Source organism: Nocardia sp. NPDC003482 (assembly GCF_053588115.1).
In genome coordinates, this window is record NZ_JBSFPI010000009.1 from 15,362 (window position 1) to 31,079 (window position 15,718).

Annotated in this window: 13 protein-coding genes; 8 read left to right on the forward strand and 5 right to left on the reverse strand. The window is 71.3% G+C overall.

Annotation, left to right across the window (positions count from 1 at the left end):
• The gene (locus tag ACWDSJ_RS15605) at nt 1-870 is read right to left on the reverse strand and encodes a TIGR03619 family F420-dependent LLM class oxidoreductase (protein ID WP_450032534.1); all 870 of its coding nucleotides are present in this window, start codon (nt 868-870) and stop codon (nt 1-3) included.
• Between the two features lie 117 nt (nt 871-987).
• Between ACWDSJ_RS15605 and ACWDSJ_RS15610 the strand changes: the two genes are divergently transcribed.
• From ACWDSJ_RS15610 to ACWDSJ_RS15635, 6 genes are all read left to right on the forward strand, one after another.
• A complete protein-coding gene (locus tag ACWDSJ_RS15610; protein ID WP_450032536.1) occupies nt 988-1,749 on the forward strand; it encodes an SDR family oxidoreductase in 762 nt (253 codons plus the stop codon).
• Nucleotides 1,750-1,858: 109 nt separating this feature from the next.
• A complete protein-coding gene (locus ACWDSJ_RS15615) occupies nt 1,859-5,734 on the forward strand; it encodes a Pls/PosA family non-ribosomal peptide synthetase (protein WP_450032538.1) in 3,876 nt (1,291 codons plus the stop codon).
• Nucleotides 5,734-7,068: a M1 family metallopeptidase gene (locus ACWDSJ_RS15620; RefSeq protein ID WP_450032540.1), complete on the forward strand. Its 1,335-nt coding sequence runs from the start codon at nt 5,734-5,736 to the stop codon at nt 7,066-7,068. Before ACWDSJ_RS15615 ends, ACWDSJ_RS15620 begins: the two co-directional genes overlap by 1 nt.
• 34 nt (nt 7,069-7,102) lie before the next feature.
• Complete coding sequence (locus ACWDSJ_RS15625; protein WP_450032542.1) at nt 7,103-7,978, forward strand: LLM class F420-dependent oxidoreductase; 876 nt, start codon at nt 7,103-7,105, stop codon at nt 7,976-7,978.
• Between the two features lie 36 nt (nt 7,979-8,014).
• Nucleotides 8,015-8,671: a maleylpyruvate isomerase N-terminal domain-containing protein gene (locus ACWDSJ_RS15630; RefSeq protein ID WP_450032544.1), complete on the forward strand. Its 657-nt coding sequence runs from the start codon at nt 8,015-8,017 to the stop codon at nt 8,669-8,671.
• A gap of 125 nt (nt 8,672-8,796) precedes the next feature.
• Complete coding sequence (locus ACWDSJ_RS15635) at nt 8,797-9,204, forward strand: anti-sigma factor antagonist (protein ID WP_450032545.1); 408 nt, start codon at nt 8,797-8,799, stop codon at nt 9,202-9,204.
• 30 nt (nt 9,205-9,234) lie between these two features.
• Here ACWDSJ_RS15635 and ACWDSJ_RS15640 read toward each other — a convergent pair whose 3' ends face one another.
• Together ACWDSJ_RS15640 and ACWDSJ_RS15645 are read right to left on the reverse strand one after the other, a co-directional pair.
• Nucleotides 9,235-9,879, reverse strand: a complete 645-nt coding sequence (locus ACWDSJ_RS15640; RefSeq protein ID WP_450032971.1) for an arsenate reductase/protein-tyrosine-phosphatase family protein — start codon at nt 9,877-9,879, stop codon at nt 9,235-9,237.
• A gap of 274 nt (nt 9,880-10,153) precedes the next feature.
• Entirely contained in the window at nt 10,154-11,203 is a 1,050-nt protein-coding gene (locus ACWDSJ_RS15645; RefSeq protein WP_450032547.1) for a LacI family DNA-binding transcriptional regulator, read from the reverse strand.
• 30 nt (nt 11,204-11,233) lie between these two features.
• Here ACWDSJ_RS15645 and ACWDSJ_RS15650 point away from each other — a divergent pair, with 30 nt between their 5' ends.
• Nucleotides 11,234-12,424: an MFS transporter gene (locus tag ACWDSJ_RS15650; protein ID WP_450032549.1), complete on the forward strand. Its 1,191-nt coding sequence runs from the start codon at nt 11,234-11,236 to the stop codon at nt 12,422-12,424.
• A 125-nt stretch (nt 12,425-12,549) separates the two neighbouring features.
• Here ACWDSJ_RS15650 and ACWDSJ_RS15655 read toward each other — a convergent pair whose 3' ends face one another.
• Nucleotides 12,550-14,211, reverse strand: coding sequence for a hypothetical protein (locus tag ACWDSJ_RS15655; RefSeq protein ID WP_450032551.1), 1,662 nt, complete (start codon nt 14,209-14,211; stop codon nt 12,550-12,552).
• A gap of 5 nt (nt 14,212-14,216) precedes the next feature.
• Nucleotides 14,217-14,528 (reverse strand): type VII secretion target, encoded by a 312-nt coding sequence (locus tag ACWDSJ_RS15660; protein WP_450032553.1) that lies wholly within the window; start codon nt 14,526-14,528, stop codon nt 14,217-14,219.
• 188 nt (nt 14,529-14,716) lie between these two features.
• Here ACWDSJ_RS15660 and ACWDSJ_RS15665 point away from each other — a divergent pair, with 188 nt between their 5' ends.
• Nucleotides 14,717-15,709 (forward strand): NAD-dependent epimerase/dehydratase family protein, encoded by a 993-nt coding sequence (locus tag ACWDSJ_RS15665; protein WP_450032555.1) that lies wholly within the window; start codon nt 14,717-14,719, stop codon nt 15,707-15,709.
• Nucleotides 15,710-15,718 lie beyond the last annotated feature (9 nt).

Below are 15,718 nucleotides of genomic sequence, written 5' to 3' on the forward strand. Positions count from 1 at the left end.
TCAGCACTTGGCGATGATCGACTCGCCGTAGCGGTTCAGGTGGGCGATCTTGGTCTCCAGCGGTTCGGTGTCCTGACCCGCGACGTACGGGTAGCGGAAGCCGACGATCACATCGGTCACGCCCTTGTCCTCGAGCCGTTTGATGCCGTCGGTGGTGTAGGCGTCCAGGGACGCCACATGGATCTCGAACGGGCCGGAATGCCCTGCGTCCCGGCGCAATTCGCTGAGCCGGTCGAGCATCCGGTCCAGTTCGGCGGCGTCGCCGCCCGCGTGCATCCAGCCGTCGCACAACCGCACCGCCCGGCGCAACGCGGCGTCGCTGTGCCCGCCGACCAGGATCGGCAGCGGCTCGGTCGGCACCGGGGTGATCTTGATCTTGGGGATGTCGTAGAACTCGCCGTGATACTCGAAGTACCCGCCGCGCGACAGCCCGCGCACGATCTCGATGCATTCGTCCATGCGCTTGCCGCGCTTGTCGAACGGCACGCCCATGATCTGGAAGTCCTCCGGCCACGGGCTGATGCCGACGCCGAGGGAGAACCGGTTGCCGCTGAGATAGGCCAGTGAGGCGGCCTGCTTGGCCACCAGCACGGGCGGGCGGATCGGCAGCTTGATGACGAACGGGGTGAACCGCAGCCGGGTGGTCGCCGCGGCCAGCGCCGCCGAGAGCACGAACGCCTCGATGAACGGCTTGTCGTCGAGGAACTCCCGGTTGCCGTCGGGAGTGTAGGGATAGGTGGAATCCGACTCGGCGGGATAGGCGATGCTGTCGGCGATCGACATGCTGTGGAATCCGGCCGCCTCGGCGGCCCGGGCCAGCGGGATGTAGTGCGCCGGGTCGGTCATCGCCTCCGCGTAGGTGAAGCGCATCGGTGTCCTCTCGCAGTGCCCGCGCGGCGGCGGGGAAAACTAGAACAGATTCTAATTATCCTCGGGATGCTAACTCGTATCGGCACGTCGCGGGGTGACACCTGTTCTAATTGTCCGATGACGATCGCGATCACCGGATCGGCCTCGGGCATCGGCGCCGCCACCGCGGCGGCCCTGTCCGCGGCCGGGCACGACATCATCGGCATCGACCTGCGCGACGCGGACGTGCGCGCCGATCTGGCCGACCCGGCGAGCCGGGCCGCCGCGATCGAGGAGGTCACCGAGCGCTGCGGCGGTACCCTCGACGGCGCGGTGCTCTGTGCGGGCGTCGGGCCGCACACCCCCGACCCGCTGCGCCTGATCGATATCAACTACCACGCGGCGGTCGCGGTCCTCGACGGCCTGCTGCCGGTGCTGTGCAAGGCGGAATCCCCGGCCGTCGTCGTGGTCTCCTCGGTGGCCTCGGTTCAGGTGACCTGGGCGGAGAATCCGCTGGCCACCGACCCCACGCCCGCCGACCTCACCGCGGCCCTGCGACCCGCGGGCGACTATGCGGGCCATCTCGCCTACGCCTGGTCCAAGAACGCCCTCACCGTCGCGGTCCGCCGCCGCGCCGCCGATTGGGGCGCGGCGGGGGTGCGGCTCAACACCGTCGCCCCCGGCACGGTCGATACGCCGCTGCTGCGCGCCGGACTGGACGATCCCCGCTACGGCGACCTCATCCGCGGCTTCACCGCGCCCATCGCCCGTACCGCCGAACCGGCCGAGATCGCAAGTCTCACAACGTATCTGCTCGGCCCGCAGGCGGGCTACATCCACGGCGCGCAGTTCGTCATCGACGGGGGAGTGGACGCGGCGACCCGGCCGACGATGTTCTGAGCGCGGCCCCGCGCACCGGCGCGCCCGATAGTCCTGCGAGAATGGTCCCGAATTAGCTCACCGGTAACGGCGCCGGGCGGTAGGCGGGGGCGATCGGAAAGGCAGGACGGTGACGCTCGGTTTCGACGTGTCGGCACCCACTCCATTGCTTCGTTCGGCGGCGGCGGCCCCGCCGCGCACCCTCGTCGACATCCTCGCCGAGACCGCGGCCGCCCATCCCGACGCGCCCGCGATCGACGACGGCTCCGACGTCCTGACCTACGCCGAACTGCTCGCCGAGATCGACGAGGCCGTGGACCGGCTGCGCGACGCGGGCGTGCGGACCGGGGATCGGGTCGGGGTGCGGGTCCCGTCCGGGACCGCGGAGCTGTATGTCGGGATTCTGGCCGTGCTGCACGCGGGCGCGGCCTACGTTCCGGTGGACGCCGACGATCCCGAGGAGCGCGCCCGGCTGGTGTTCGGGGAGGCGGGAATCACGGCGCTGGTCACCGGGGACGGGATCGAGGCGACCGGAAACGCCCGCGCCCGTTCGGATTCCACCGCGCCGCCCACGCCCGACGACGACGCCTGGATCATCTTCACCTCCGGCTCCACCGGCACCCCCAAGGGCGTCGCGGTCACCCACCGCAACGCCGCGGCGTTCGTCGACGCCGAGGCGCGAATGTTCTTGCGCGACAACCCGATCGGACCCGGCGACCGGGTGCTGGCCGGACTGTCGGTGGCCTTCGACGCCTCCTGCGAGGAGATGTGGCTGGCGTGGCGCAACGGGGCGTGCCTGGTGCCCGCGCCCCGCGCGCTGGTGCGCAGCGGCATGGATCTCGGGCCGTGGCTCGAGCGCCGCGCGATCAGCGTGGTGTCGACCGTGCCGACGCTGGCCGCCATGTGGCCCGCCGAGGCCCTGGAGGCGGTGCGGCTGTTGATCTTCGGCGGCGAGGCCGTGCCCCCCGAACTGGCCGAGCGGCTGGCGGGCAGCGCCGACCGCGAGGTGTGGAACACCTACGGCCCCACCGAGGCCACCGTGGTCGCCTGCGCCGCCCGGCTCACCGCGGGGGAACCGGTGCGGATCGGCCTGCCGCTGGACGGCTGGGATCTGGCGGTCGTGGACGGCTCCGGAAATCCCGTGGGGGAGGGCGAATCCGGTGAGCTGGTGATCGGCGGCGTCGGCCTGGCCCGCTACCTCGATCCGGCCAAGGACGCCGAGAAGTACGCTCCCATGCCCTCGCTCGGCTGGGACCGCGCCTACCGCAGCGGCGATCTGGTCCGCAACGAGGCGGCCGGGCTGATCTTCCTCGGCCGCGCCGACGATCAGGTCAAGATCGGCGGCCGCCGCATCGAACTCGGCGAACTCGACAACGCGCTGCAAAACCTGCCCGGCGTCACCGCCGCGGCCGCCGCGGTGCGAACCACCAAGGCGGGCAACAAGATCCTGGTCGGCTATCTCAGTGTCGCCGACCCCGGATTCGACGCGCACCGCGCCCGCGACCGGCTCGCCGAGAGCCTGCCCGCCCCGCTCGTGCCGCGCCTGGCCGTGCTGGACGAACTGCCCACCCGCACCTCGGGCAAGGTCGATCGCGACGCGCTGCCCTGGCCGCTGCCCGGCGCGTCGAACGATCCCGAACCCGGCGAGGGCCTCGACGGCACCGCGTACTGGATCGCCGGACTGTGGAATTCGATTCTGGGCGCGGACATCTCGGGCCCGAACGCGGACTTCTTCGACCTCGGCGGCGGTTCGCTCGCCGCCGCGCAACTGGTGACCGCCCTGCGCGAGCGCTTCCCGTGGGTCACCGTCGCCGACCTCTACGACCATCCCCGCCTCGGCGCGCTGGCCGATCTGCTCGACGCCGCCGCGCCCGCCGCCGAGGTCGAGACCCGGCACGTCGCGCCGACCTCCCGGCGGGCGCAGTGGATCCAGGTGCTCGCGCTGGTGCCGCTGACCACGCTCACCGGCCTGCAATGGCTGACCTGGCTGGGCATCGTCACCAATATCGCGAGCTGGTCGGGAGCGCTGCCGTGGATGCCGGGCCTGTCGTGGTGGTGGGCGCTGGCCGGATTCGTGCTGTTCATCTCGCCGCCCGGCCGGATGGCCATCTGCGTCGCCGGTGCGCGCCTGCTGTTGCGCGGCGTGGGCGCGGGCACGTATCCGCGCGGCGGTTCGGTGCATCTGCGGTTGTGGGCGGCGGTGCGGCTCGCGGAGGCCAGCGGGGCCGAGAACCTGTCCGGCGCACCGTGGATGGTGCCGTTCGCCCGCGCGCTCGGCGCCCGGGTGGGCAAGGGCGTGGATCTGCACAGCCTGCCGCCGGTGACCGGGATGCTCGAACTCGGCGACGGATGCAGCGTGGAACCCGAGGTGGATCTCGCGGGCTACTGGATCGACGGCGATCGCGTGCACATCGGCCCGATCCGGATCGGCGCGGGCGCGGTGGTCGGCTCGCGCTCGACGCTGCTGCCGGGCGCGGTGGTCGGCAAACGGTCGGTGGTCGCACCCGGGTCGGCCGTCTTCGGCAAGGTCAAGGCCGGACAGGAGTGGGCGGGCTCGCCCGCGGTGAAGGTCGGCAAGGCCGACCACCCGTGGCCCGCCGCGACGCCGCCGCGCGCGACCCGCTGGGTGCTCGTCTTCGGGATCACCTCGATGGTCCTGGCCGCCTTGCCGATCGTCGCGCTCGCCGCGGGTGGGGCGTTGCTGGCGTGGGCGATTCGCGACGACCGGACCCTGCCCGGTGCGCTCGGTCACGCCTTCGCGCTGCTGCCGGTGGCGACCGTGCTGAGCCTGGCGGTGTTCGCCGCGCTCACCGTGGTGGCGGTGCGGCTGCTGAGCATCGGGCTGCGCGAGGGCTACCACCCGGTGCGCAGCCGCGTCGGCTGGCAGGCGTGGGCCACCGAACGGCTGATGGACTCCGCGCGCACCTTCCTGTTCCCGCTGTACGCCAGCCTGCTCACGCCGATGTGGTTGCGGCTGTTGGGCGCTCGCGTCGGCCGCAATGTGGAGGCGTCCACGGTCCTGCTGCTGCCCAAGTTCACCACGGTCGCCGACGGCGCCTTCCTCGCCGACGACACCATGATCGCGGGCTACGAACTCGGCGGCGGCTGGATGCGCGTCGGCGAGGCGAAGGTCGGCAAGCGCGCGTTCCTGGGCAACTCGGGCATGACCGCGCCGGGCCGCCGGGTACCGAAGAACGGTCTGGTCGCGGTGCTGTCGGCCGCGCCGGAGAAGGCCAAGGCCGGCTCGTCGTGGCTGGGCAGCCCGCCGGTTCGCCTGCGCCGCAAGGCCGGTGAGTCCGACACCGCCCGCACCTTCGATCCGCCGCTGCGGCTGAAGGTGGCCCGCGGCGTCGTCGAGACCTGCCGCCTGCTGCCCGTGATCGTCACCTTCGGCATCGGGCTGGGCGTGCTGTTCGGGCTCGCCGCGCTGGCCCAGGGGCCCGGCTACTGGTTCGCCGCGTTGCTGGCCGGGATCGTGCTGCATCTGGCGGGTGCGTTGGCCGGAGGTTGTGCGGTGGCCGCGAAATGGGCGATGGTCGGCCGGATCGGGCGCGAGGAGCATCCGCTGTGGAGCTCGTTCGTGTGGCGCAACGAGGTGTCCGACGCGTTCGTGGAAACCGTTGCGGCCCCGTGGTTCGCGCGCGCCGCGACCGGCACCGCGGTGATGAACATCTGGCTGCGCGGCCTCGGCGCGCGGATCGGGCGCGGGGTGTGGTGCGAGTCGTACTGGCTGCCCGAGGCCGATCTGGTGACCCTCGGCGACGGGGCGACCGTCGAACGCGGCTGCGTCGTGCAGACGCATTTGTTCCATGATCGGATCATGGCCATGGATACGGTGACTCTGGAGGCGGGCGCGACCCTCGGCCCGCACTGCGTGGCGCTGCCCGCCGCGCGGATCGGCGCGGGCGCCACGGTCGGCCCCGCCTCCCTGGTGATGCGCGGCGATACCGTGCCGCCCTCGACCCGCTGGTGGGGCAACCCGATCGCGCCCTGGCCGGAGCGGTGATGTCCGACAAGGTCTCCGACGCGCCGATCGATCCCTACCTCCCGCAGAACGGCAACCGCGGCTACCGGGTGTCGCGCTACGAACTCGACCTCGAGTACAAGGTGGCGAGCAACCGGCTCGCCGGGCGCGCCGACATTACCGCCGTCACCACCGAGGCGCGGCCCCGCTTCGCGCTGGATCTGTCCCAATCCCTCACCGTCGCAAAGGTTTCGGTGAACGGAGCCAAGGTCGCGAGGTATACGCACCGGCACGGCAAGCTGACCTTCGCTCCGGCGCAACCGATTCCGGCCGGGGGCGCGCTGGTGATCGCCGTGCAGTACGCGGGCACGCCGCGCCCGATCCGCGGGCCGTGGGGCGAGGTCGGCTGGGAGGAGCTGACCGACGGCGCGCTGGTGGCCGGGCAACCCAACGGCGCGGCGTCCTGGTTCCCCTGCGACGACCATCCCGGCGCGAAGGCGAGCTACCGCATCGCCGTCACCACCGATTCGCCGTATCACGTTGTGGCCAACGGGGTTCTGACCCACAAGCGCACCAAGTCCAGCCGCACCACCTGGGTGTACGAGCAGGCCGAGCCGATGTCGACGTACCTGGCGACCGTGCAGATCGGCCCCTACCGCGAATACCGGATCGACCCGGTCCGCGACGCGGAACCGGTGCCCATGCGCGCGGTGCTGCCGCCGCGGCTGCGGACCCGCTTCGAACACGACTTCGGCAGGCAGCCGCTGATGATGGCCGAATTCCAGCGGCGCTTCGGGCCGTATCCGTTCGCGGGATACACGGTCGTGGTCACCGACGACGACCTCGAGATCCCGCTCGAGGCGCAGGGCCTGTCGATCTTCGGGGCCAATCACTGCGACGGGGAGCGCGGCGCCGAACGGCTGATCGCGCACGAACTGGCGCATCAGTGGTTCGGCAACAGCCTGACCGTGCGGCAGTGGCGCGACATCTGGCTGCACGAGGGATTCGCCTGCTACGCGGAGTGGATCTGGTCGGAGGCGTCGGGCGGTCCGAGCGCCGACGCCCTGGCCCGCTCGGCCCGGCAGCTGCTCGCGCGGCAGCCGCGCGATCTCGTGCTGGCCGATCCTGGACCGCGCACGATGTTCGACGATCGGGTGTACAAGCGCGGCGCGCTCACCCTGCACGCGCTGCGGCTGACCCTCGGCGACGCGAAATTCTTTGCGCTGCTGCGGGATTGGACGCAACGGTACCGGCACTCGCTGGTCGGCACCGAGGAGTTCACCGATCTGGCCGGACATTACGGCGATACGCCACTGCGGGAGCTGTGGGACGCGTGGCTGTACGCCCGGCCGCTGCCGGAGCTGCCGCGCTCTTGACTTGGAGTGCGCTCCAGCGTCTAGCGTTCCCGGTATGGAATTCGGACTTCATCTCCCCGTCTTCGACATCGACGGCGGCACCGCGGCCATCGCGGGCGAACTCGCCCGGGTGGGCGAGGCCGCCGAAGAGGTGGGCGCGAGCTGGTTGTCGTTCATGGACCACTTCTTCCAGATCGAGCCCACCGGGCTGCCCGCCGAGTCGAACATGCTCGAGGGCTACACCACCCTGGGCTACCTCGCGGCCCACACCCGCACCGTCGACCTCGGCCTGCTCGTCACCGGCGTGACCTACCGGCACCCGGGCCTGCTCGCCAAGATCGTCACCACCCTGGACGTGCTGTCCGGCGGGCGGGCCACGCTCGGCATCGGCGCGGCCTGGTTCGAGCGCGAGCACCGCGGGCTCGGCGTGCCGTTCCCGCCGCTGGCCGAACGCTTCGAACGGCTCGAGGAGGCCCTGCGCGTCTGCGCGCAGATGTGGGACCCGGACAACGACGGCCCGTTCGAGGGCAAGTATTACCAGCTCGCCGAAACCCTGTGCCGCCCACAGCCGATCAACCGCCCGAAGGTGCTCATCGGCGGCGGTGGCGAGAAGAAGACCCTGCGCCTGGTCGCCCAGTACGGCGACGCGTGCAACCTGTTCGCCAGCTCGCCCGAGGACGTCGCCCACAAACTCGACGTGCTGCGCCGCCACTGCGACACCGTCGGCCGCGACTACGACACCATCCGCCTCACCATCACGGCCAACAACCCCCGCCCCACCCCCGCCACCCGCGACGAATTCGTCCGCTCCATGGGCGATTACGCGAAACTGGGCATCCATCGGGTCATGGTCTCCCCGATGTCGGGCGCGCCCGCCCAGTGGATCCGGGACATGGGCCCGGCCGTCGGTCAGCTCGCCGAACTCGGGTAGGCCGCGCGGTCGCGCGACCGGTGTTAGCTTGCGGCAGTGGATCTTTTCTCACGCTCGTGGGCGGCGCTGCGGACGACGGTCGCCTATCTCTCGGACGAGGATTTCGGGCGACCGTCGGGATGTGCCGGATGGTTGGTGCGAGATCTGGTGTGCCACTTGATCATCGACGCGCAGGACGTGCTGATCACGCTCGTGACGCCCGCGGACGCCGAGCCGACGCGCGACGAGGTGACCTACTGGGAGACCGCCGACGCCCAGCCGAACGGTGAGCATCCGCTCGACGCGCTGACCGTCCGGCTGGCCGCCGCCTACGAGGAACCGCGGTTGCTGAAGTTCCATCTCGACGACGTCGGTTCCGCCGCCGGGCGCGCCGCGGAGCTCGCCGATCCGGCCGTGTGCGTCGGCACCCGCGGCCACGTGATCACCACCGGCGACTACCTGCGCGCCTACGTCCTGGAATGGACCCTGCATCACCTCGACCTGATCGCCCAGCTGCCGGACGCGCCCCGACCGCCGGAGGAATGCCTCGCCCGCTCCCGGACCATGCTGGAGCGGATCGCCGGGACGGCGTTGCCCGCCGAATGGTCCGATGCCGACGCCCTGCTGATCGCGACCGGCCGCCGCGAGCCCACCGACGCCGAACGGGCCGCCCTGACCGGCGCTGCCGCGAAACTCCCGATTTTTCTCCAGTAACCACGGCGTGTCCGTTATGGGAAAGAGGTTTGCGGGCGGGCTATTGTCTTGATACCAAGGAAGGGACGGGTTCGTCTTCAGTTGACAGGGTGAGTCCGCGAATCCCCGGACGGATGGGTTGCTCGATGAGCACGAACCACCACCACGAATCCGATACGGCCCGATTGCGCCTGACCGCGAGCCTGGAGAGCCGCGCCGAGGCGATGATCCTGCGGGCCCACGGCGAGGTCGACGCCTACACCCTGCCGACCTGGCAGCGGCTGTTGCGCGCGGCCGCCGACGCCTCGCCCGGCAGGCTCGTCGTCGACACCCGCAACCTCGGTTTCCTGGGGTATCGCGCCTACGTCGTATTGGCCGACGAGGCCGTGCGCAGTCGAGGCAAGGGCGTGACCGTATGCCTGGTGTCGACCCAGGCCATCACCCGGCGCATCCTGGCGGCGACGGAGTTGAACACCCAACTGGCCGTCTACGAGACCATCGAGGCGGCGCTCGCGGCCCCGGCCGCGCGCACGGGCGCGGGGCAACGATCGTAGGGACGCGAAAGTCCCTGTGCCGCAAGGCTTTCAGACGGGTATGCGCAGGCTATCCAGCAGGGCGCGCACCCGCCGGTCGATATCGTCGCGGATCGGGCGGATCTCGGCGACCGTCAGCCCCGCCGGATCGTCGACGATCCAGTCCTCCTGCCGGATGGTCGGCACCACCGGGCAGACGTCGCCGCAGCCCATGGTGATGATGACATCGGCGGCGCGCAGGATCTCGGCGGTCCACGCCTTCGGGAACTCGTGGGCGATATCGATCCCCACCTCGGCCATCGCCGCGACCGCGGCCTTGTTCAGCGCGGCGGACGGCTCCGAACCGCCCGACCAGGCCAGCGCCCGGCCGCGCGCGTAGTGCTCGAAGTAGCCCAGGGCCATCTGCGAGCGCCCGGCGTTGAACGTGCACAGGAACAACACCACTGGAATCGCGTGCTCGATCCGGCCCTCCACCTTGGCCCGCGCGTGCAGGCGCTGGCGGGCGTAGCGCTCGGCCAGCAGCGGCAGATACAGCTGCACCGACGCCTGCCCGCCGATCTCGGCGTAGGAATCGTGCAGGAAATGGTGAATCGTCTTGGTGTCGAACAGAATCGAGAACTCGCGGTGCAGCCGCCGTTCCGCCCGCGCGAGCGCGGTGCCGTGCACGATGTCGAGGAGCCGGTAAGCCGGTGTGATCTCGGCGTATCCGGCCCGCTTCCGCCGCTCGAGCGTAGCCACGTAGTCAGGGTGACACCGGACCCGTGCGGCGGCAACCGAACTGGGGATGAACCGTTGCGAACCCGGAGGGCACAATCCGACATATCTCCGACCACATGCGGTGGCCAGGCGGTGTTTCGCGAAAATCGTTAGCGCGGGGAAGATTTCGAGTCGTTATCGAATAGTGTTGTGGCGCAAAAGATGCGTGTTTCGGGCGCGTGAAATCCGTAACACATCCGGTCGTGGGGCTCGGTCAGCCGCGCGGTCCCGTGCTCGCGCGCACGGTCACCGACCAGTCGTGTTCGTGGTCGGGCGCCCGCTCGCCCAGGGCGAGGAGCGCGCAGCTGCGGCCCTGGTCCGACAGCGACTGCGCCACCGTGGTCAGGCCCGCGCGCTCGGCCTCCGGATCGTCGTCCCACCCGGCGACCGCGATATCGCCGGGTACGCGAAAACCCTTGCGGCGGCAGGCATCCAGCACCGCGAAGGCGAGCTGATCGCTCATGGCGATCACCGCGTCCGGCGCGTGGGCGTCCAGCAGCGCCTCGGTGACGGCCGTGGCCTCGTCGCGATCGTTGCGGGCGGCGACGGCCACCGGCATGCTTCGGACGTCCCGGCCGCTCGCCCGGCAGTGGTCGTAGACGCCCAGCAGCCGGTCGCGCGTGACGGGGAAGGCCACCGCGTCCGGGTCCGGCCCGATGATCAGGCGCGACTCGCGCGCGCGATCGAACGGGAAGCTGAGCACGGCGGGGCGTCGTGCGCCCGGGAAGGTGTGCGCGGCCAAGTCCCGGGCGGAGGCGCGATTGTCGATGGTGACCGTCCGGGCCCCGTCCACCGCCGGGCCGCCGTGCACGGCCACGGGTTTGCCCAGCCGGGTCACCGCGTCGACGACGGGGTCGGCGTCCACGGTCGTCCACACGATGAAACCGTCCACCGCGGCCGAACGCACGCGGGTCACATCGTCCGGCGCACCCGTCGTCGGGATCAGGTTCAGCCCGACCCCGCGCTCCCGGCACACCTCGGCCACCCCGGTCAGGAAGCGCCGGGCCTGCGGATCCTCGAACGCGTACGCGAGCTGTTCGCCGAGCACCACCCCGATCGCGCCGGTGTGCGCGCGGCGCAGCGAGCGCGCGGTCGGATCGGGCCCGGGATAGCCCAGTTCGGCGGCGACCTCGAGGACGCGGCGGCGGGTGTCGGCGGCGACCCGGTCCGGCTGGTTGTAGCAGTAGGACACCGTCATGGGGGAGACGCCGCTGCGGCGGGCGACCTCGGCCATGGTGACGCGGGCGGACCGGGGCCTGGACATGGGCCCAGCCTATCTGTGTATCGTTACACAATGGTCGATTCCCGCTCGTCCCGGACCGGCGTGGCGCTCGCGGCCCTGGCCGCCGCGTGCTTCGTCTCGGTCACCTCGGAGAATCTGCCGGTGGCCCTGTTGCCGCGATTGGCCGCCGGGTTCGGGGTGTCGGAATCGCGGATCGGCCTGCTGGTCACCGGATACGCCATCGTGGTCGCGGTGACGGTGGTGCCGCTGGTGGCGCTGACGGCCCGATTCGACCGCCGCGCAACGGGTTTGGTGACGGTCGCGACGATCACCGTGTCGAATCTCGTGCTGGCGTGCGCGCCCACCTATGCCGTGGCGGTCGGCGCGCGGGTGGTGTCGGCGATCGGGCACGGGGTGTTCTGGTCGATCGTCGCCCCGATGGCCGCGCGATTGCTCGATCCCCGGCAGGCGGGCCGCGCCACGACGGTGATCTTCGCCGGGAATTCGCTCGCCTTCCTGTTCGGGCTGCCGCTGAGTTCCTGGCTGGGCGCGACGATCGGTTGGCGGCAGACGGTTTCGGTGGTGGCGGTCGCGGCGGCGTTGGCGGCGTTGCTCATTCGGGTGACGATCGATCCGATGCCGGTCGAGACGCCGCCCGCGCCCGGCGGTTTCGCGGGCCGCCGGGCCGGGATCGGGCGGGTGCTCGCCGATCCGGTGCTGCGTGGGGCGAACGCGGCCACGCTCGTCGTCGTGACGGGCCACTTCGTGGCGTTCTCCTACATCACCGTGCTCATCGCCCACTATCTGCGCCTGACCGGATCCGCGACTTCGGGCGTGCTGCTGGCGCACGGGGCGGCGGGCCTGCTCGGCCTGGTCGCCATCGGTCGGCGCGTGGACAGCGCGCCGCGCGCGACGGCCCTGACGGTGACGGCCGGGCTCACCGCGTGCATGCTGGTCGTCCTGTTCCTCGGCCCGAGTTCGACACTCGCCGCCGCAATCGCCCTCGTGCTGTGGGCCGTCCCCGCGGGCGGCATGGGAGTCGTGTTGCAGGCCGCGGTCTTACGACACGCGGGGGACCACCAGGACCTCGCCTCCGCCGTCTACATCGTCGCGTTCCAGATCGGCATCGCGGCGGGCGCCTGGGCGGGCGGAGTCACCCTCGACCACGATGCGGTGCCGAGCCTGGTGGGCCTCGCCGCGGCCTGCGGCCTCACCGCGACCCTCATCGTCCGGCGGGCACCGGCTTTCGTCGGTGTGCGATGATCCGATCTCGACCCGCCTGGTGATGCGGTGTGGTGTGCGCGGTTTCGGTGCTGGTCCGTCTCGTGATGCGTTGTGGCGCACCGAGATTCAGCGCTGGGCCGTCTCCGGGTGAAGGGTGCGATGGGTCAGAGCTGGTCCATCTCGTAATCGTTGATGATCTCGTCGGAGTGGGTTTGGCCGATGACTTCCGGGGCGGATTCGCCGAGGCCGCCGGTGAGATCGGTGTTGCCCGTGGGGCTTTGGTAGGGCTGGACGTTGCGGCCGTGCTCGTCGTCGTCGCGGCGCTGGCCCGCGACGCCGCCGGGTGCGCCGAGGAAGCCGGAGCCCGCCGCGCCCTGACCGGGGGTGCCGGGCATACCGGGGCCGAAGGGCATGCCGGGGATGCCCGCCACGCCGCGACCGCCGGGCAGGGCCGCGCCCGCACCGGGCTTGGCGGCCGACGCGCCGCCGGAACCGCTGCCGCCGCCGTGACCACCGAACAGGCCGCCGCCGAATCCGCCTGCGCCGCCGCCGGATCCGCCGAACGAGCCGGGGTGGGCGCCGTTGCCGCCGAAGGACGCCGCGTGCGTCGACGCGCCCGGGCCGGAGCCCGTGAGGTCGGTGCCGCCCAGACCCGCGGCCTGGGTGCCGATGCCGTCACCGGACAGCAACTGCTGGGCCTGCTCCATGATCGGCTCGCCGACGTTCTGCGCCACCGACTGCGCGACCTGGGCCGCGTCGGGCGCCGAGGTTCCGAGCAACTGCTGGACCACGCCCGACAACTGCCCGGTGTACCCGGCCAATTCGGCGCGGGTCGCGTTCACGATGCCGACGGCCGTGCCGAGATGTTCGGTGGCGCTGGCGATCAGCGTGGCCTGGGCGGGCGGGGTGAAGATGACCGGGGCCAGCGCGGTGGCCTCCGCCGCGAACATATTGGCCACGGCGGTCAGCTGCACATTGCCGCGCTGCACGACCGCGGCCGCCTCCTCGGTGAGCTTGGAGATATCGAAGCCGCGCTGGCTGGCGTCCTCGCCGTGCGCCTGGGTCTGGGCCGCGGCGGTCTGGGCGCCGCGCGCGGCCTGCCCCTCCCAGACCTGCTCGACCGATTTCACCGCGCCCATGCCGACCTGCATCGCGGTCTGGATGATCTGCGACGACTGGCTGAGCAGGGCGGCCGGATTGAGCGCCCCGAGCACGCCGGTGCCGAAGCTGGACAGCAGGTCCAGGAACGGTTTGAACAGCGCGTCGACCCCGGGCAGGGCGGGCAGCGCGGCGCCGTTCATCAACGCGCCGATGGGATCCGACGGCATCGGGGCCACCGTGGGCGCGGCGGCCGCTGCCGCCGCGGCCGGGGTCCCGGCCTGCTGCACGGCCGCGGCCATCCCGCCGCCGCCCGCGTGGCCCAAAGCCGTTTGCGCCGAATCCAGTACGCCCTGCGCCGCGGTGTGGCTCGAATTCAACACGCCCTGAGCGTCGTTCAGCGCGGTGTGCGCGGCCCCGAGCAGCGGCGAGGAGGGATCGGCGAGCGCGGCCGGGTGGATCGCCGCCGCGGGATCGGGCGAACCGCCGCCCAGCCCCGGCGCGTGCGGGACACCGAGCACCGTGGGGTCGTCGTCGATCTCCTTGCGCGCCAATGTGAACGCGGGCGGCTCGACCGGCGGCATATCCGCCGGGAGTTGCGGCAGCGCCACATCCAGGATCGGCCCGCTCTGCCCCGCCGCCTCGGTGACGACGTGCGCGGCCTCCGGCGCGGGGGCGTAGGGCGCCGCGCCGATGACGCCGCTGTCGGTTCCGTCTACTGTGCGCACGACTCTCACACCCCTGTCGCGGTGATACCCGCCGCCGACGTGCCGTCGGTCTCGTCGAAGAAGGCGGCCGTGCCGAACGCGGCCCTGCCGAGGTGATCGACCTTGGCGGACAGATCGTTGATGTCCTTGGCGTGCAGCACCTGCGCGGCCGCGAACATCGCCAGATAGTCGGCCCCGATCATGCCGAACACCGGCGTCATCGCCGCCACGTTCTTGACCGTGTCCATATCGGCGGCACCGGCGATATCGGCCGCCACGCCCTCGTGGGTCGCGGCGAACGACCGGATCGCATCGGTCTCCGCGGAAAGATCACTCATCGCGTCTGCCCCCCAATCGTCGTGATCATCAGCCTGGTCCGTTCGAACTACGGTGGCCCCCACCGCCGAACGGTGGCGACTGGGCCTCAATATAGCCGACCACGCCGACGAGTTTCGAGCGTGCGGACGGGAAGGGGGACGAACTGGAACTTGTTGCAAATTAGAACATGTTCTATATTCTCGTTCCCATGAAGGTGGCAGTCACCGGCGCGGCCGGGTTCCTGGGCACGAATCTGCTCCACCAGCTGGTGGAGCGCGGTCACGAGGTGATCGCCATCGATCGGCTCCGGCCGTCCGGGGACACCGACCCGCGCGTCCGCTGGGTCAACGGCGATGTGCTGAACCCCGATTCGATGCGCTCGGCGCTCGACGGGGCCGAGGTGGTGTATCACCTGGTCGCGGTGATCACCCTGGCCCACCGCAACGATCTGGCCTGGCGGGTGAACACCGAGGGCGTGCGGGTGGTCGCCGAGGCCGCGCACGCGGTTGGCGTGCGAAGGATGGTGCACGCCAGCTCGATTCACGCGTTCGATCAGTACACCTGCGGCGGTCGCATCGACGAGAACGGGCCGCGGTCGACCGATCCGTCGCTGCCGGTCTACGACCGGTCCAAGTACCAGGGCGAACTCGAACTGCGCAAGGTCGTCGAGCGGGGGCTCGACGCGGTGATCTGCAATCCCACCGGCGTCTACGGCCCGATCGACAACAGCGCCTCGCGCATCAACGCCTCGCTGTGGGACGCCGCCCGCGGCCGGGTGCCGGTGATGATCGGCGGCGGCTTCGATCTGGTGGACGTGCGCGATGTCGCGGCCGGGCTGATCCTCGCCGGGGAGCGCGGCCGCACGGGGGAGAACTATCTGCTGCCTGGCGCGATGGTGACGATGCTCGAACTGACCCGGCTCGCGGCGGAGGTCAACGGAAAACGCGGTCCCCGCTTCGCGATTCCGCTGCCGGTCATGTCGGCGGCGATGCCGGTGCTCGAACCGATCGCGAAACTGTTCGGCAGCGACAAGGTCTCGCGCGCCGCGATGGGCGCGCTGCTGTCGGCCCCGGAGGTCGACGGGGCCAAGGCGCGCACCGAACTGGGCTACGCGCCGCGCCCGACCGAGCGGACCGTGCGCGACCTCATCGCGTTCTACAAGGGCGAATCGCCCGAGCCGGAGGCGCTCAGCATCGCTTGACAGCATCTA